Raw genomic sequence first — 17,423 nt, forward strand, 5'->3', positions numbered from 1 at the left:
CGCTTTGGGCGTACCGGCAAGCTGGCCGTGAACGACGCGTGACCGGGGCCGGCCGCGGCCCCGGTCACCACATTCAGCGCTTACCGCCCACGACGATCGTCTTCATCACCGTGGCGACGGCGTTGTTCCGGCTGACCTCCTTGTGGTGGCGCTGGCTGACGCGGCGGTTCAACCCTCGGCTGGGGCATCGGTGCCGGGGCAGGCGGGGGGGCACGTAATTCCTGAACCGGCTGACGCGGTGGCTCAGCCCGTTGCTGCGGCATCGGCACGGGGGCCGGAGCTGGCGCCCGGAACTCCTGGCGCGGCGGTTCGGCGCGCGGCTGCGGCATTTCGCGTACCGGTGGCGGGGCGGGCGCCCTGACTTCCGGAGCCGGCCTCGGCATTTCCGGCTGACGCATGGGCTGTGGCGCTTCGCGTTCACGAGGCGGTGGCGCCGGACGTTCCATGCGCTGAACATCCCGCACTTCCCGACGCGGCTCTCTTTCCTGCGGCGCCATCATCGGCCGTGGCTGACGCTCCTCGGTACGCGTTTCGGGCGCCGGTGTGTCGCGGCGCATTGGCGCCGGAGCTGCCTCTGGCGGGCGGCCGCGCATCTCCGTTTCGGGACGCGCTTCACCCGGACGGCGGAAGCCGTCGCGCCGCTGCAGCGGCGACACCTCGGCCGGCGGTGATTTGCCGACATCGGGGGCTGCCTGACGCTGTTCTGGCGACACTATCTCGCGGCGGACCGGCGGTACATCCCCCGGCATCTTGCCGGCTTCGACCGCAGGCTGCCCGTCTCCGGGGCGGCGGAACCCGCCACGGCGCCCGTCGAGCGGCTGAGTCTGACCGGCTTCCGGCGCTGGCTGGCGAATTTCCGGCGGCACTGCCTCGCGACGTTGTGGCGTGGGGGGTGGTGCAACCTCAACCGGACGCCCACGATTTTCAATTCCTGGACGCATGTCGGGCAAGCCACGCCCACCTTCACGGCGCGTTTCGCCGTCGCGGGCATTCCCGGCCTCCGGCGTCGGCTGACGGAAAGCCGGACGATCCGGATTGCGTGGCATCGCTTCTGAACGCGGTGCGCCGCGCTCCTGGGCATTCAGCCGCGGGGCATCGAAATCGCGGCGTGGCCGGTTGATCGGTTCGCGTCTTTCGTCGTTGCGCGGACGTACGGCTCCCTGAGCCGGGGCCAGCCAGTCAGCATTCGGTGCGGAGCGGGCAAGCGGGGCACGGCCGAGCGCCGGGCGCTCCTGGCGCTGAATTTCGCGTGAGGTGATCGGGCGGCCTTCACGGACCAGATTGGCCGGAACGACGGTAACTGCACGCGGCAAGGCATGGTGGGCAAAGGGAGCATGCCCGCCGGGACGAATGGCGCGGTCGATGATGCTCACATCACGGACGTGAGTGATGTTGATCTGGCGGACATAGTTGGGACTGTGACGATGGCTAGGCACATAGACTTCACGCGGGGCAAGCGGGAACCAGCCGACGGCCGGTGCGGCGCCGAAGCTGAAGCCAACGCTCCAGCCCGGGTTGCCAATCCAGGCAACGAGGGCCGGCGCATAGACCGGGCGGGCAACAATGCGGCCGGGAATCCAGCCCCAGCGGCCATGGATGATTGCCCAGCGCCCGTAGTGGAAGGGCGCGAAGCCCCACGGCGCCTGGTCGATCCACGTCCAGCCCCAAGGGGCGACCCAGGCCCAGCGGCCGTAGCGGTAGGGCGCCCAGTCGTCGGCCACGGCGCGCGGATACCAGACGGAACCGTAGTCGGGCGCTGTCTGCCAGTCACCGTAGGCGTCGAGATCCTGATAGCCGGTCATGTGCGGCGAAACGTGGCGGCGGGACTGGCTGGCCAGCGTCACGTTCTCGCGATTGGCCACCCAGCGGTCGAAGGCATCGTTGCTGCGGTCGGCATCGAGCTGCTCGTTGCCGTCGCTCCAATGGCTGACCTTCTGGCCGGCGGCTACCGGCGTCGCCCGTTGGCCGTCATCGAAAACGGCGCGGCCGGCCTGTACGCTCAGTTCGCTGCGATCCCCGAAGACGTCGATGCGATAGCGCCCCGGCGTCAGGAAACGGACATTGCCATCCGGCGTGGCGATCACCACATCATCGACCTGATCGCGGTCGAGAATGCTGACCGCCAAGCTGCCGCCGCTGACGCGAACATCGACTCGCGCGTCGTCGACGACGGGAAACTCGACCTCGCTGTCGTCGGCCAGTCGATAGGCAGTGGAGCCGATCCACACTTCGGCCCGACCGCGCTGCCCGGTTTCGAGAACGGCGCCGCTGCTGATCGGCCAGTTGAGCGTGGCCGGTCCGCCCTGATCGTTACGGTCACCCCGAAAATCGACCTGATTTTCAATATGCGCCAGACGCCCGACGCGGGCAGGTGGATCGCTCTGCGCCATGGCGGGCAGAGCAAGCGCCATGGTCAGTGCGAGCAGAATTTTTTGAAAGGATTGCAGCATCGTGGACTCCCGAAGGAAAAGCGCCGCCCGCACAAAAAGGCGGGCCAGTGTGTAATCAACGCGCCAACACGAGAAAGGATGCGTCAGCGCAGCAACTAAATGGTTTCAAAATGTTGCTGCCCTGATGCCTTCAGGTGTTGTCGGTCGTAATACCGTATTTCTTGGCGACCGTGACGTACAGTTCGCGGGCCGAAGCCACCTTGGCGCTCTTGCGGTCCTTGCGCTGGGCGCGCTGCAGGTAATCAAGGGCCCGGGCCGCCAGTTCGGCATCCCAGCCGTTCTTGTCCATCAAGGCGTAAATGGCCTTGGCGGCATTGACCAGAAATTGCAGGTTGGGCACCTGCTCGACAGCCTGGATCAGCAACTGGACAGCACCTTCGAGATCGCCGCTGCGCGCCGCCATGACACCCTTGTTGTTGAGCTCGACAATCTCCTTGCCGACCTGCTCAAGCATCGCCTTGCCGGCATCGGGCTGGCCGGTTTTTTCGAAGACGCTGGTGATGTGGTCGATGAGGTTCTTGTCCTCATGGTTTTCGGCGGCAACCTGGCGCATGATCTTCGTCGCTTCGCCTTCCTTGCCGGTGGCGTAACAGGCGTGGGCCAGATCGACCGCCAGCCGCTGCGACACATGCTTGCCGTTCTCGGCCGCCTCTTCGCTGATCGTTTTCTGCAAGGCCAGCGCCTGATCGACCAGATGCTGGGCCTTATCTGCCGCCCCCTCGCTGTTCAGACACAGGCTTTCGGTCACCAGTGCTGCCAGTTCGGCCTGCTTGTCGCCGCGCCATTCACGCTTCATGTCGGCGGCAATCTTGCGCGAGGCCGCGACGTTACCTCGCTCAACCAGTACGCGCGACAGGTTGGCGAAGTCATCCACCGTCCTCAGGCTCGACCCCTTGCTGCGCTCGATGACCTTGCCGTAAGCCTTTTCGGCGGCCAGCAAATCGTTGTTGCGGGCTGCCACGTCACCGACCAGCCGTTGCCGAACCGTGTTGTGCGGCGAGGCATCGGCCGCCCGCTGCAAGGTCTGCTGGGCTTCCTCCAGTTTGCCCTGGGCTTCATGCACCGAAGCCAGAAAATCGTAGGCCGACAGATAGTCCGGCGCTTCCTGCGTGACCTGCTCGGCCAGATGCTCGGCCTCGTCGAGCGCCCCGCGATCGCGCAGGGCTGTTGCCAGTCCCATCTTGGCCCAGGGTACGACGCGCCCTTCGAGAACGCGCCGGAAAACCTCTTCGGCCTCACGCGTCTTGCCCAGCGTATGCAGCAGATCACCCTTGAAACGCAGGGCATCGTACACAAATTGCGGCTGCTGCTGGATAACGCGGTCGCAGGCAACAATGGCTTCCTGCAAGGCACCGCGCTCGATCTGCTCATAGATCTTGCGCAGCACGTGCTTCTTGTAGATGGCCCGGATCAGCCTGGCCTGGAGCTGCTCGGCGGTAAACGGCTTGATCAGGTAATCGTCGGGCGCCAGTTCGGCCAGCGAAACAACGTTAGTGTAGCCACGCTCGCTGGTGATGATCATGTACACCGTCGACAACGGGATGAGGTGGGCGTGGCGCAGTTCCTCAAGGAGTTGCTGGCCGTCGCGGCCATCGTCGAGGACGAAATCGGAGAGCACGATGTCAAAACGGTTGGCCTTGACCTGGCGGATGACCTCGGCCGAGTTGCCCGCCCCGTGCACCAGCGTCACGCTCAGCGCACCAAGCATCAGGCGCAGCGAATCGCGCGCCGGCGAATGACGGTCCACGATCAGGACCCTTTTCTTGGTCAGCGACTGCTGCAAAACCAGCAGCATCTCCTCGTTATCGAGCGGGCTGGGCCCTTTGGCTTGGCTAGTACTCATTTTGCAAACTTACTTGAGTTCACCGGACAGGGCAAGGAATCGGCAAAAACCTGTGATATTTCAGCGCCCTGAAGTAAAATCCGCAGTCCGCTATTGCGCTGCAACAAAGCCAAACTCATGCTCTATCCCACCCGTTTCGATGTCATCGTCGTCGGCGGCGGTCACGCCGGCACCGAGGCTGCGCTTGCCGCAGCCCGGGCGGGGGCGAACACGCTGCTGCTCACGCACAATCTGGATACGCTCGGCGCGATGAGCTGCAACCCGTCGATCGGCGGCATCGGCAAGGGCCATCTGGTCCGCGAGGTCGATGCGCTGGGTGGGGCGATGGCGGCGGCGACCGACGAGGCCGGCATCCAGTTCCGTATCCTGAACGCCTCGAAAGGCCCGGCCGTGCGTGCCACCCGCGCCCAGGCCGATCGCGTGCTGTACAAGCAGGCGATCCGCGGTCGACTGGAAAATCAGGCCAATTTGACCATCTTTGCCGAGGCCTGCGACGACCTGATCGTTGAAGGTGACCGCGTGGCTGGCGCGGTGACGCAGCTTGGCATCCGGTTCATGGCCGGCGCCGTCGTACTGACCGCCGGCACGTTCCTCAACGGCAAGATCCACGTCGGGCTGGAGAACTACACCGGCGGCCGCATGGGCGATCCGCCGTCGAATTCGCTGGCTGCCCGCCTGAAAGAATTGCAGCTACCGCAAGGTCGCCTGAAAACCGGCACGCCGCCGCGCCTGGACGGCAAGACCATCGATTTTTCGGTGATGGAAGAACAGCATTCGGACGACCCGATGCCGGTCTTCTCCTTCCTCGGCAATGCCGCCCAGCATCCGCGTCAGTTGCCGTGCTGGATCACCGAGACCAACGAACGCACGCACGACATCATCCGCAGCGGGCTGGACCGTTCGCCGATGTACACCGGCGTCATCGAAGGTGTCGGCCCGCGCTACTGCCCGTCGATCGAAGACAAGATCCACCGCTTCGCCGACAAGAATCAGCACAACGTCTTCCTCGAACCGGAGGGCCTGACAACGCACGAGATCTACCCGAACGGGGTGTCCACCAGCTTGCCTTTCGACATCCAGCTGGCGCTGGTCCGCTCGATCCGTGGCATGGAGAACGTGCACATCCTGCGCCCCGGCTACGCCATTGAGTACGATTTCTACGACCCGCGCGGCCTCAAGGACACGCTCGAATCGAAGGCCATCAACGGCCTGTTCTTCGCCGGCCAGATCAATGGCACGACCGGCTACGAAGAAGCCGCCGCGCAGGGCCTGCTCGCTGGCATCAACGCCGTGCGCTACGTGCGCGACGAAGCCGGCTGGTGCCCGAAACGCAACGAAGCCTACCTCGGCGTGCTGGTCGACGACCTGATCACGCGCGGCGTCTCCGACCCTTACCGGATGTTCACGAGCCGCGCCGAATATCGCCTGAGCCTGCGTGAAGACAACGCCGATTTGCGCCTGACCGAACAGGGCCGCGCCCTCGGCCTGGTCGACGATATCCGCTGGACCGCCTTCTGCCAGAAACGCGATGCCATCGCCGCCGAACAGGAACGCCTCAAATCAACCTGGGTCAATCCCAAGCTGACGCCGGCCGAAGATTGCATCCGCGTACTAGGCAAGCCAATCGAACACGAATACAACCTGTTCGAACTGCTGCGCCGGCCCGAGGTGTCCTACGCAGCGCTCATCACCCTGCCGATTAACGAAACCGGCGGCGAAGCCGAATCTCACGGTCAACCGGAAAATTTGCCCAAAATTGAAATGGACCCGGCGGTTATCGAGCAACTCGAAATCTCCGCCAAGTATCAGGGCTACATCGACCGTCAGGCCGAGGAAGTCGCCAAGTCGGCCAGCTACGAAAACACCGCGCTGCCGAGCGATCTCGATTACGCCACGGTCGCCGGCCTGTCCAACGAGGTCAAGCAGAAGCTCAATCAACACAAGCCGCAGACCATCGGCCAGGCCTCGCGCATTCAGGGCATCACGCCAGCTGCTGTTTCGCTGCTGCTCATTCACCTCAAGCGCCACAACCTGTCGCAAGCCGCATGAGTCAGAACGCCCTCGCCAGCGGCCTGGCCGCCCTGGACATCACGCTTCCAGCCGAGGCGCAGAGCAAGCTGCTCGCCTTCCGCGACCTGTTGCTCAAGTGGAACAAGACTTACAACCTGACTGCCCTGCGCGATCCGGCCCAGGCCATTTCGCATCATCTTCTCGATTCGCTGGCCATCCTGCCGCATGTCGGCGACGGCAATCTGCTCGACGTCGGCAGTGGCGGCGGCCTGCCCGGCATCCCGCTGGCCATCGCCCGGCCCAACCTCTCGGTCAGCATGGTCGACACCGTGCAAAAGAAAACCACCTTCCTGCAGCAAGCGGCCATCGAACTGGCACTCAGGAATGTTACGGTGCACCACGCCCGGGTTGAAGAAATGCAGGGACAATATGCCCAGATCAGCTCGCGCGCCTTTGCCGAAATCGGCCTTTTCATCAGCCTGACCCGCCACCTGCTCGCCCCGAACGGACGCTGGCTGGCCATGAAAGGGGTGCGACCGGACGACGAACTCAAGGCCCTGCCGGCCGACATCACGGTTGAATCAATCATCCCGCTCAGCGTACCCGGGCTGGATGCCGAACGACATTTGATCATTCTGAAAGCCGGGTCATGAAAGTACTCGCCATAACCAACCAGAAAGGTGGCGTCGGCAAGACGACCACCGCAGTCAATCTGGCGGCGTCGCTGGCCGCCGAGGGCAAGCGCGTCCTGCTCATCGACATGGATCCGCAGGGCAACGCGACGACCGGCGCCGGTATCACCAAGAAAGAAGCGCTGCCCACCGTTTATCAGTTGTTGATTGGCGCCGCGACGCTGCTCGAAGTCTGCATCGCGACTGCTTTCGACTTCGACATCCTGCCCGCCAACCGCGAACTGGCCGGCGCCGAAGTCGAAATGATCGAGCTCGACCAGCGCGAATACCGCCTGAAAAATGCCCTGGCGCAAAACCACGCTGAATACGATTTCGTACTCATCGACTGCCCACCGGCTCTCAACATGCTGACCGTCAATGCGCTGGTCGCCGCCGATTCGGTGCTCATTCCGATGCAGTGCGAGTACTACGCGCTCGAAGGCCTGTCCGATCTCGTCGAAACCTTGCGCAAGGTTCGCCATCATCTGAATTCGCGCCTTGAAATCGAGGGCCTGTTGCGCACCATGTACAACAGCCAGAGCACGCTGACCCAACAAGTCTCCAACGAACTCGAAAGCCACTTCGGCGACAAGGTCTACAAGACCATCGTGCCGCGCAACGTTCGCCTCGCCGAAGCCCCGTCCTACGGCAAGCCGGTCATCGCCTTCGACAAAAACTCCAAGGGTGCGCAAGCCTATTCCGCACTCGCCCAGGAAATTCTTGAAAGGGTCGCCCAATGATCAAGATGAAAGGACTCGGCCGCGGCCTCGACGCACTGCTTTCCGGCAGCGACGCCAAGGCCGAAGACGAACTGCGCAACCTGCCGGTCGAACGCCTGAAACCCGGCAAGTACCAGCCGCGTACTCACATGGACCAGGACTCGCTGGCTGAACTCGCTGCATCGATCAAGGCCCAGGGCGTCATGCAGCCGATTCTCGTGCGCGCCGTCAACAACACGCCCGGCGCCGAGCGCTACGAAATCGTCGCCGGCGAACGCCGTTGGCGCGCCTCACAGCTGGCCGGCCTGAGCGAAGTACCGGTTCTGGTTCGCAGCATTCCCGACGAGCAGGCGCTGGCCATGGCGCTCATCGAAAACATCCAGCGCGAAAACCTCAACCCGCTCGAAGAAGCTCAGGGCCTGCAACGCCTGATCGATGAATTCGGTCTGACCCACCAGCAGGCTGCCGATGCCGTTGGCCGCTCCCGTCCGGCCGCCACCAATCTACTACGTTTGTTGCAACTGACTGCCCCGGTTCAGGAATTGCTGATGACCGGCCAGATCGACATGGGCCACGCCCGCGCCCTGCTGCCAATTTCCAGCGGCCAGCAGGTTGGCGTTGCTCAACGCGTCGTGCAGAAGGGCCTTTCGGTCCGCGAAACAGAACGGCTGGTCCAGCAACTATTGAATCCACCCAAGCATGCGCCGGAAAAAACCATCGACCGCGATCTGCTGAGCCTGCAGGAACGCCTGTCCGATGGACTGGGCGCCAACGTCGCCATACGCTCCAACAAAAAAGGGGCCGGCAAGGTCACCATCGAATTTTCCAGTCTCGACCAGCTTGACGGTCTCATATCGCGGCTTCATGCATAAGCAATGTCACTAATCGTAACCCACAGAAAGTACGGGAAAACCCTCAATTTTTGCACTGCGGAAATTGACTCATCTATAAGACTCCGTTACACTCTCACGGTTATTGATCGAGGCATGTCTTGCATCCGCAGGTAAGCTGGATACTCAGTCGCCAGGCGGCGCTAACAACCATACTGGCCATTGCGGCCGGTTTGTTTGTCAGCACAAATGCGGCAGTCTCGGTTCTGATCGGGGGATCAATCGGATTCATCGCCAATCTCGGGTACGTCCTGAGAGCCTTGCGAATGAGTTCGGACGCTGACCCGGTCAAGGCATATCGGGCGCAAGCCGCCGGAGAGGGGTTCAAGTTTCTGCTCACTCTCGTCGGCTTTGCGCTAGTGTTTTTAGGGTACAAGGATGTGGCGGTTCTGCCGCTCTTCCTTGGATACGCATCAACCTTCGTCATCTACTGGATGGCACTGCTGAAGCAACGCTAGGCTGACTGGAGAAAACATGAGCGCAGAAGGCGGCACCACCGGTTACATTCAACACCACCTCACCAATCTGGCTGTCTGTGCTGACAGCGCTAAGGTAGATGGCGTCTGTACCGGTTTCTGGACTTTCCACCTCGACACCCTGCTGGTTTCCGGCATTCTGGGTTTGGTGGTTTTCGGCCTGATGGCCATGCTGGCAAGCAAGGCCACCGCAGGTGTCCCGTCAGGCGGCCAGAACTTTGTCGAAATGGTGGTCGGCCTGGTCGACCAGCAAGTGCGCGACACCTTCCATGGCAAGAGCGCTTTGGTCACTCCGCTGGCCATTACCATTTTTGTCTGGGTGTTCGTCATGAACGCCATGGACTTGATTCCGGTCGATTTCCTGCCAACCGCGCTGCAAGCTGCCACCGGCAATCATCACCTGCCTTTCAAGTTTGTTCCGACCACCGACCCCAACCTGACATTCGCCATGTCGCTCACCGTGTTCGTTATATCGATCGTCATGGGCCTCAAGGTCAAGGGTTTCGGTCACTTCATGCACGAAGTGTTCGCGGTCCCGTTTGGTCTCAAACTGGCTCCGATCAACCTCCTGTTCCGTATCGTTGAAGAAATCGCCAGGCCGATCTCGTTGTCCCTGCGACTCTTCGGCAACATGTACGCGGGCGAAATGGTCTTCATCCTGATCGCGCTGCTCGGCATCTACCAGTTGCCACTGGCATTGCCTTGGGAACTGTTCCACATCCTGATTATTACCCTGCAAGCTTTCGTGTTCATGATGCTGACCATCGTGTACATGTCGATGGCCGCAGAGTCGCACTAAGTTTCCTGTAGTTTTTCGTAGTTTTTACTTTAACCCCGCACTAAACCTACCTTACTGAGGAGTAAACATGGAACTCGCAACCGTCCTCTCCAACACCGCTATCGCTGTAGCCATCCTGATCGGCGCCGGTGCTCTGGGTACCGCCATTGGCTTTGGTATTCTGGGTGGCCGCTTCCTGGAAGGCGCTGCCCGCCAGCCGGAAATGATCCCCACGCTGCAAGTCAAGATGTTCATCGTCGCCGGTCTGCTCGACGCTGTGACCATGATCGGTGTTGGTATCGCTCTGTTCCTGCTCTTCGCAAATCCGTTCCTGGCTCTGCTGTCGCACTAATCCGCGCCCCTGAAACCCTTATAACCAGGAGGTTAGCGTGAATATCAACGCTACACTGATTGGCCAGGCAATCTGGTTTGGTCTCTTCATCTGGATCACGATGAAGTTCGTCTGGCCGCCGCTGCAAAAAGCGATGGCAGACCGCCAAGCACAGATCGCTGATGGCCTGGCTGCAGCTGAACGTGGCAAGCACGAGCAAGAACTCGCTGCCAAGCGTTCCGCTGACGCGTTGCGGGAAGCCAAGGAGAAATCCTCGGACCTCATCGCTCAAGCCGAAAAGCGTGCGCAACAGATCGTCGAAGAAGCCAAGGGCACCGCCAAGGTTGAGGCCGATAAGGTCGTCGCCGGCGCCAAAGCCGAAATCGATCAGGAAGTCGAACGCGCCAAGCAAGCTTTGCGTGAGCGCGTCGCCGAACTGGCGGTTGCTGGTGCCGAGAAGATCCTGCGCAAGGAAATCAACGCGTCCGCGCATGCCGACATGCTGGTCGCCCTGAAACAGGACCTGTAAGCAATGGCTGAATCCGTCACTATCGCCCGCCCTTACGCCGAAGCCCTGTTCCGGGCAGCCAAGGAAAGCGGCAATCTGGCCAAGTGGGCCGAGCAAGCTGCAACGCTCGCCCAGGTGGCTGCCAGTCCCGATGTCCGTTCGGCTATCGGTGATCCCAACGTGGCGGCCCCGCAACTGGTCGACCTCTTCCGGTCTGCCTGCGGTACGGCGGTAGATGCGGAGCTGGCGAACTTCATCCAGCTGCTGTCCAACAATGACCGTCTGGGACTGTTGCCGGAAATCGCCGGCTTGTACGAAACCTACAAGCGCGCCGAGGAAGGCACCAAGCAAGCCGAAATCATTTCGGCTTTCCCGATTGACGACAACCAGGTGAAAGCCCTGGTGCCCCAACTCGAAACGGTCTTCAAGACCAGGCTCGAGACTTCCGTGTCGGTTGATCCGACCCTGATTGGTGGCATCAAGGTAATCGTTGGCGACCAGATGCTGGATGCTTCAGTCCGCGGCAAGCTCGACGCCATGGCTACGGCGCTGAACAACTAGGAGAATTTCATGCAGTTGAATCCTTCCGAAATTTCTGAACTGATCAAGAGCAAGATCCAGAACCTGCAAGGCGCATCGGAAGTGCGCACGCAGGGCACCGTAGTATCCGTCACCGACGGTATCTGCCGTGTGCACGGCCTGCAAGATGTTATGCAGGGCGAAATGCTGGAATTCCCCGGCAACACCTTTGGCATGGCGCTCAACCTTGAGCGTGATTCCGTCGGTGCCGTGGTTCTTGGTGCATACGAACACATTTCCGAAGGCGACGTGGTCAAGACCACTGGTCGCATTCTGGAAGTTCCCGTCGGCCGCGAATTGCTCGGCCGCGTCGTCAATTCCCTCGGTCAACCGATCGACGGCAAGGGCCCGATCAACGCCAAGCTGACCGACAAGCTGGAAAAGGTTGCGCCCGGCGTTATTTGGCGTAAGTCGGTTTCCCAGCCGGTGCAAACCGGTCTGAAGTGTGTGGACTCCATGGTGCCGGTTGGCCGTGGTCAGCGCGAGCTGATCATTGGTGACCGTCAAACTGGCAAGACCGCCGTCGCCGTCGACGCCATCATCAACCAGAAGGGCAAGAACCTTTTCTGCGTTTATGTCGCTATCGGCCAGAAGGCTTCCACCATCGCCAACGTCGTTCGCAAGCTCGAAGAGCATGGCGCGATGGAATACACCATCGTTGTCGCCGCTCCTGCTTCGGAATCCGCCGCACTGCAATATCTTGCACCGTATGCCGGCTGCACGATGGGCGAGTACTTCCGCGACACCGGTGAAGATGCACTGATTGTTTATGATGACTTGACCAAGCAGGCTTGGGGCTACCGTCAGGTTTCCCTGCTGCTGCGCCGTCCGCCGGGCCGTGAAGCTTATCCGGGCGACGTGTTCTATCTCCACTCCCGTCTGCTCGAACGCGCTGCTCGCGTTTCTGAAGCCTGGGTCGAGAAGGTCACCAATGGCGAAATCAAGGGCAAGACCGGTTCTCTGACCGCTCTGCCAGTCATCGAAACGCAAGCCGGTGACGTTTCCGCTTTCGTTCCGACCAACGTGATCTCCATTACTGACGGTCAGATCTTCCTCGAAACCGACCTGTTCAACGCGGGTATCCGTCCTGCTATCAACGCCGGTATTTCCGTGTCCCGCGTCGGTGGCGCTGCCCAGACCAAGCTGATCAAAAAGCTCGGTGGCGGTGTCCGTCTGGCTCTGGCTCAGTACCGCGAACTGGCCGCTTTTGCGCAATTTGCTTCCGACCTCGACGAAGCGACCCGCAAGCAGCTGGAGCGTGGCCGTCTGGTTACCGAGCTGATGAAGCAGCCCCAGTACTCGCCGATGAGCATCTCCGAAATGGCCGTCACGCTGTATGCAGCGGACAAGGGCTACTTCGATGATGTCGAAGTCAAGCGAGCCCTGGAATGCGAAAAGGCCATGATTGGTTATCTGAAAGCCAACTGTGCTGACCTCATGAACACGATGGAGTCCACAGCCGACCTGAGCGCCGATTCCGAGAAGCAACTTGCCGCTGGCATTGTTGCTTTCAAGAGCAGCTGGGCCTGATTAGCTAGGAGAATTACATGGCTAGCGGCAAGGAAATTCGCAACAAGATCAAGAGCGTCGAAAACACGCGCAAGATCACCAAGGCCATGGAGATGGTGGCCGCATCCAAAATGCGCAAGGCGCAGGACCGGATGCGGGCTGCCCGTCCCTATGGCGAGAAGATCCGGCGCGTAGCAGGTAACCTGTCTCATGCTCTGACCGAATACCGTCACCCTTTCCTGGTGAATCGTGAACAAGCCGCTGTCGGCATGATTCTGATCACTTCGGACAAAGGGCTGTGCGGCGGTCTGAACTCCAACCTTCTTCGTTTGGCTGTGACCAAAATGAAAGCGTTTGAGTCCAAGGGCAATAAAATTCAGGCCACTTGCATCGGCAACAAAGGTCTCGGCTTCATGCAGCGCGCTGGCGCGAAAGTTGTCTCGCACGTAACCGGATTGGGCGATACGCCCCATCTGGAAAAACTGATTGGGGCGGTCAAGGTTCAACTTGATTCCTACATGAAGGGCGAGATCGACGCGTTGTATATCGGCTATACCCGCTTCATCAATACGATGAAGCAGGAGCCGGTATTTGAACAGCTGCTTCCGCTGTCCAGCACTACAGTCGGTACCGCTTCGCACAAATGGGATTACGTCTACGAACCCGATGCCAAGGCTGTGATCGACGATCTGCTGATCCGTTATGTCGAAGCTTTGATTTATCAGGCCGTCGCTGAAAACATGGCCTCCGAGCAATCCGCCCGGATGGTTGCCATGAAGTCGGCATCGGACAACGCCAAGACCGTTATCGGCGACTTGAAGCTGGTTTACAACAAGGCCCGTCAGGCTGCGATTACCAAGGAACTTTCGGAAATCGTCAGCGGCGCCGCCGCGGTGTGACGCGTAGATTTTTATTTTTGGGGATTTGAATATGAGTCAAGGTTCAATCGTTCAGTGCATCGGCGCCGTTGTGGACATCCACTTCCCGCGCGACGCGATGCCGAAGGTCTACGACGCCCTCAAGCTGGATGCTTCTGAAGCAAACGGCATGGCAGAAGACGGCCTGACCTTCGAAGTACAACAACAACTCGGTGACGGCGTCGTTCGTACCATCGCCATGGGTTCGTCCGACGGTCTGCGTCGCGGCATGAAAGTGAACAATACCGGCGCCGGCATTTCCGTGCCCGTCGGTATGGGCACCCTCGGTCGCATCATGGACGTGCTTGGTCGCCCGATCGACGAAGCTGGTCCGATCGACTCCAATGAGCTGCGTGAAATTCACCAGATGGCACCGAAGTTCGACGAACTGTCGTCTTCTGTTGATCTGCTGGAAACCGGTATCAAGGTTATCGACCTGATCTGCCCGTTCGCCAAGGGCGGCAAGGTCGGTCTGTTCGGTGGCGCCGGCGTTGGCAAGACCGTCAACATGATGGAACTGATCAACAACATCGCCAAACAGCATGCCGGCTTGTCCGTGTTTGCTGGCGTCGGTGAGCGTACCCGCGAAGGTAACGACTTCTATCACGAAATGAAGGACTCCAACGTTCTCGACAAGGTCGCGATGGTGTTCGGTCAGATGAACGAGCCGCCGGGCAACCGTCTGCGCGTCGCCCTGACCGGCCTGACCATGGCCGAACGTTTCCGTGATGATGGTCGCGACATCCTGTTCTTCGTCGACAACATCTATCGCTACACGCTGGCTGGTACGGAAGTTTCCGCACTGCTCGGCCGTATGCCTTCCGCTGTGGGCTATCAGCCGACGCTGGCTGAAGAAATGGGCCGTCTGCAAGAGCGTATTACCTCGACCAAGGTTGGCTCGATCACCTCCATCCAGGCCGTTTACGTGCCTGCCGATGACTTGACCGACCCGTCCCCGGCTACCACCTTCCTGCACTTGGACTCCACAGTCGTGCTGTCGCGTGACATCGCTTCGCTGGGTATCTACCCGGCCGTCGATCCGCTCGACTCCACCTCCCGCCAGCTCGACCCGCAGGTCGTCGGTGAAGAGCATTACGCCGTTGCCCGTGCCGTGCAGATGAATCTGCAACGCTACAAGGAACTGCGTGACATCATCGCGATTCTGGGTATGGACGAACTGTCACCGGAAGACAAGCTTGCTGTGTCCCGCGCTCGTAAGATTCAGCGTTTCCTGTCCCAGCCGTTCCACGTGGCTGAAGTCTTCACCGGCTCGCCGGGCAAGTTTGTTTCCCTCAAGGAAACGATCAAGGGCTTCAAGGGCATTTGCGCTGGCGAGTACGATCATCTGCCGGAACAAGCCTTCTACATGGTGGGCGGTATCGAGGAAGTCCTCGAAAAGGCCAAGACGCTGTAATTACACAACGTCGCATAGGAGCTAGTAATGGCTATGACTGTTCATTGTGATGTCGTCAGTGCTGAAGAATCGATTTTCTCCGGTTTGGTGGAAATCGCCGTGTTTCCCGGCGAAGCCGGGGAACTCGGTATTCTGCCGCGGCACACACCGCTTCTGACCCGCATCAAGCCCGGCACCATTCGTCTGAAGGTGCCGAATCAAAGCGAGTTCGAACTGGTGTATGTTTCCGGTGGCATGCTGGAAGTTCAGCCCGACATGATTACCGTGTTGGCTGATACGGCGATTCGTGCGCACGATCTGGACGAAGCCAAGGCACTGGAAGCCAAGAAGCATGCCGAAGAAGCTCTCGCCAATCGGAATGCCGAGATGGATTACGCCACTGCTGAAGCAGAACTGGCGCAAGCGGTTGCCCAGTTGCAAGCTATCCAGCGTCTGCGCAAGCACACGCACTAAAGTCCGGGACTCCGGAACAAAAAAGGCAGCCCACTGGCTGCCTTTTTCTATTTCTATTCGCCGCAAAACGCTTACAGTCGGGAAATCCGTTTTTCCAGTCGCGCGATGTCATCCCGCAAACAAGTTACGGCGCTGCCAAATTCAGCCAAGTCCCGACTTGCGGTCAACATTCCCGCCTCTTCGATCGCATATTCGGAGATGTTGTCGGCGACTCTGGCGATGGCCTGCTGCATTGCCGCAGCCATCGCTTGAGTGAAGCGGGCAAGACGACGGGCAGGAATGTCGCCAAGTAACAGAGCCAGGTCGGCCTCGGCATCCCAATGCAAATTACGCAAAACAAATGCGAGGCTCTCGGCAATATCGGCTGAGCCGCCAAGTTTTACTGACGAGAACAATGAGTCGCGGTCAAATAACAAACGGGCCGGTACGTCGGATGGCAAAGTGATACTCACATCGGGCTCAAGCGCACGGTCACCCGCATGAAATAGGCCACGCTCATCAATACCCAACCTGAGCACAAAAGGGCCGGACGCAATCAATACCTGTGCCCCTGAGTGGGCCATTAACCGTGCTTGAGCCCAACTCTCACCCTGGATCACATGATTCAGGGCTCGAATGGCCAGAGGAGTGAGCACGTCCATTAAATACAAAATCTAGAACTTGAACCCGCGATGCAGGGCGACAACGCCGAGGGCGAGATTGAAGTACTCGACTTTTTCCAGGCCAACCTGTTCCATCATGGTTTTCAGCTCCTCCTGCCCGGGATGGACCCGAATGGACTCAGAGAGATAACGATAGCTGTCGGAGTCGTTTGTTACCAACTGGCCGACGCGCGGGATCACTTTAAATGAATAGAAATCATAGAGCGGTGCCAGCGGCTTCCAGACCTGTGAGAACTCGAGTACCAGCAAGCGGCCACCTGGGCGCAGGACGCGGCGCATTTCGGCCAGCGCGGCATCCTTGTGGGTCATGTTGCGCAGGCCGAAGGCGACGGTGACGCAATCGAACCAGTCGTCAGGGAAGGGGAGCTTCTCCGCATCACACTGCGCCACCGGCAGCATGTAGCCCTTGTCGAGCAGGCGGTCACGGCCACGGGCAAGCATCGCATTGTTGATGTCGGTCAGCCAGACTTGGCCGCTTTTACCGACGCGCTTGGCGAAGGCCAGCGACAGGTCGCCGGTACCGCCAGCCACGTCGAGTACGCGTGAGCCTTCGCGAACACCGCTACGCTGGATGGTGAAGACTTTCCACAACCGGTGCATGCCACCCGACATGAGATCGTTCATCAGGTCATAACGACTGGCGACCGAATCGAATACATCGGCAACGCGCCGGGCCTTCTCCTGCTCAGCGACGGTTTCGTAGCCAAAATGGGTTTTATCGTTGTTCATGATTTCAGTGATGATGGCCGCAGCTTCCGGCGGCCGGACGTGATGATGTGTCGATATCGCGTGACAGCCCCTGTTTTTCGATTTGCGTCAGGTATTCTTGCCACAGTTCGTCATGATGCTTGCCCAGGTTGTAGAGCATGTCCCACGAATAGAGACCGCTGTCATGACCGTCAGAGAAGACAAGGCGCAGGGCATAGGTGCCGACGGGTTCGATCCGCTCGATATCAACGTTGCGCTTTCCCGTTTGCAGGGTTTCCTGGCCAGGGCCATGACCGCGCGCCTCGGCGGAAGGGGTATAGACCCGCAGATATTCGAAATCCAGCGCGTAGCTTTCACCTTCGGCGTAGATCAGCTCCAGCCGTCGGGATTTTTGGTGCAGCTTGATTTCGCTCGGTATCGGGGTGTCTCGATCAATACCAGCCATAGTTTTCTCCAGAATGAGGGCGCTAGTTTAGCGCACTCATCGCCGGGCGATGCCGGGATA

The 17,423-nt window shown here is 60.1% G+C and carries 18 protein-coding genes; 13 read left to right on the top strand and 5 right to left on the bottom strand.

The window, feature by feature from the left end; all coding sequences use genetic code 11:
- Window positions 1–80: 80 nt before the first annotated feature.
- Window positions 81–2,450 carry a DUF6600 domain-containing protein gene (locus KI613_RS20640; protein ID WP_226403038.1) on the bottom strand — a complete coding sequence of 790 codons (2,370 nt, stop codon included), beginning with the start codon at window positions 2,448–2,450 and terminating at the stop codon, window positions 81–83.
- 130 nt (window positions 2,451–2,580) lie between these two features.
- On the bottom strand, window positions 2,581–4,293 hold the full coding sequence (locus tag KI613_RS20645; RefSeq protein ID WP_226403040.1) for a tetratricopeptide repeat protein: 1,713 nt from the start codon (window positions 4,291–4,293) through the stop codon (window positions 2,581–2,583).
- Window positions 4,294–4,410: 117 nt separating this feature from the next.
- Between KI613_RS20645 and mnmG the strand changes: the two genes are divergently transcribed.
- The 13 genes from mnmG to KI613_RS20710 all read left to right on the top strand — a co-directional run bounded on the left by mnmG (window position 4,411) and on the right by KI613_RS20710 (window position 15,548).
- A complete protein-coding gene (gene mnmG, locus KI613_RS20650) occupies window positions 4,411–6,342 on the top strand; it encodes a tRNA uridine-5-carboxymethylaminomethyl(34) synthesis enzyme MnmG (RefSeq protein WP_226403042.1) in 1,932 nt (643 codons plus the stop codon).
- On the top strand, window positions 6,339–6,956 hold the full coding sequence (gene rsmG / locus KI613_RS20655; RefSeq protein ID WP_226403044.1) for a 16S rRNA (guanine(527)-N(7))-methyltransferase RsmG: 618 nt from the start codon (window positions 6,339–6,341) through the stop codon (window positions 6,954–6,956). Before mnmG ends, rsmG begins: the two co-directional genes overlap by 4 nt.
- Window positions 6,953–7,714, top strand: coding sequence for a ParA family protein (locus tag KI613_RS20660; RefSeq protein ID WP_226403046.1), 762 nt, complete (start codon window positions 6,953–6,955; stop codon window positions 7,712–7,714). Before rsmG ends, KI613_RS20660 begins: the two co-directional genes overlap by 4 nt.
- Window positions 7,711–8,565 (top strand): ParB/RepB/Spo0J family partition protein, encoded by an 855-nt coding sequence (locus KI613_RS20665; protein ID WP_226403048.1) that lies wholly within the window; start codon window positions 7,711–7,713, stop codon window positions 8,563–8,565. The genes KI613_RS20660 and KI613_RS20665 overlap by 4 nt, the downstream gene beginning before the upstream one ends.
- Window positions 8,566–8,684: 119 nt before the next feature.
- Complete coding sequence (locus KI613_RS20670) at window positions 8,685–9,041, top strand: ATP synthase subunit I (RefSeq protein ID WP_226403050.1); 357 nt, start codon at window positions 8,685–8,687, stop codon at window positions 9,039–9,041.
- Window positions 9,042–9,057: 16 nt separating this feature from the next.
- Window positions 9,058–9,858: a F0F1 ATP synthase subunit A gene (atpB, locus tag KI613_RS20675; protein ID WP_226403052.1), complete on the top strand. Its 801-nt coding sequence runs from the start codon at window positions 9,058–9,060 to the stop codon at window positions 9,856–9,858.
- A 67-nt stretch (window positions 9,859–9,925) separates the two neighbouring features.
- Entirely contained in the window at window positions 9,926–10,189 is a 264-nt protein-coding gene (atpE, locus tag KI613_RS20680; RefSeq protein ID WP_226403060.1) for a F0F1 ATP synthase subunit C, read from the top strand.
- A 37-nt stretch (window positions 10,190–10,226) separates the two neighbouring features.
- The gene (locus KI613_RS20685; RefSeq protein ID WP_226403062.1) at window positions 10,227–10,697 is read left to right on the top strand and encodes a F0F1 ATP synthase subunit B; all 471 of its coding nucleotides are present in this window, start codon (window positions 10,227–10,229) and stop codon (window positions 10,695–10,697) included.
- Window positions 10,698–10,700: 3 nt separating this feature from the next.
- Window positions 10,701–11,237, top strand: a complete 537-nt coding sequence (locus KI613_RS20690; protein ID WP_226403064.1) for a F0F1 ATP synthase subunit delta — start codon at window positions 10,701–10,703, stop codon at window positions 11,235–11,237.
- A gap of 9 nt (window positions 11,238–11,246) precedes the next feature.
- Entirely contained in the window at window positions 11,247–12,785 is a 1,539-nt protein-coding gene (gene atpA / locus KI613_RS20695; RefSeq protein ID WP_226403066.1) for a F0F1 ATP synthase subunit alpha, read from the top strand.
- 17 nt (window positions 12,786–12,802) lie between these two features.
- Window positions 12,803–13,663, top strand: a complete 861-nt coding sequence (atpG, locus tag KI613_RS20700) for a F0F1 ATP synthase subunit gamma (protein ID WP_226403067.1) — start codon at window positions 12,803–12,805, stop codon at window positions 13,661–13,663.
- A 31-nt stretch (window positions 13,664–13,694) separates the two neighbouring features.
- The gene (gene atpD, locus KI613_RS20705; protein ID WP_226403069.1) at window positions 13,695–15,095 is read left to right on the top strand and encodes a F0F1 ATP synthase subunit beta; all 1,401 of its coding nucleotides are present in this window, start codon (window positions 13,695–13,697) and stop codon (window positions 15,093–15,095) included.
- Between the two features lie 27 nt (window positions 15,096–15,122).
- Window positions 15,123–15,548 carry a F0F1 ATP synthase subunit epsilon gene (locus tag KI613_RS20710; protein ID WP_226403071.1) on the top strand — a complete coding sequence of 142 codons (426 nt, stop codon included), beginning with the start codon at window positions 15,123–15,125 and terminating at the stop codon, window positions 15,546–15,548.
- Between the two features lie 71 nt (window positions 15,549–15,619).
- Here the strand turns inward: KI613_RS20710 and KI613_RS20715 are convergent, their stop codons facing one another.
- The 3 genes from KI613_RS20715 to KI613_RS20725 are packed head-to-tail and all read right to left on the bottom strand — an operon-like array spanning window position 15,620 to window position 17,363.
- Window positions 15,620–16,189, bottom strand: a complete 570-nt coding sequence (locus KI613_RS20715) for a ubiquinone biosynthesis accessory factor UbiJ (protein ID WP_226403073.1) — start codon at window positions 16,187–16,189, stop codon at window positions 15,620–15,622.
- Between the two features lie 12 nt (window positions 16,190–16,201).
- A complete protein-coding gene (gene ubiE, locus KI613_RS20720; protein ID WP_319004081.1) occupies window positions 16,202–16,939 on the bottom strand; it encodes a bifunctional demethylmenaquinone methyltransferase/2-methoxy-6-polyprenyl-1,4-benzoquinol methylase UbiE in 738 nt (245 codons plus the stop codon).
- A 4-nt stretch (window positions 16,940–16,943) separates the two neighbouring features.
- Window positions 16,944–17,363, bottom strand: a complete 420-nt coding sequence (locus KI613_RS20725) for a gamma-butyrobetaine hydroxylase-like domain-containing protein (RefSeq protein WP_226403075.1) — start codon at window positions 17,361–17,363, stop codon at window positions 16,944–16,946.
- Window positions 17,364–17,423 lie beyond the last annotated feature (60 nt).

Source organism: Ferribacterium limneticum (genome assembly GCF_020510585.1).
Lineage (GTDB): Bacteria > Pseudomonadota > Gammaproteobacteria > Burkholderiales > Rhodocyclaceae > Azonexus.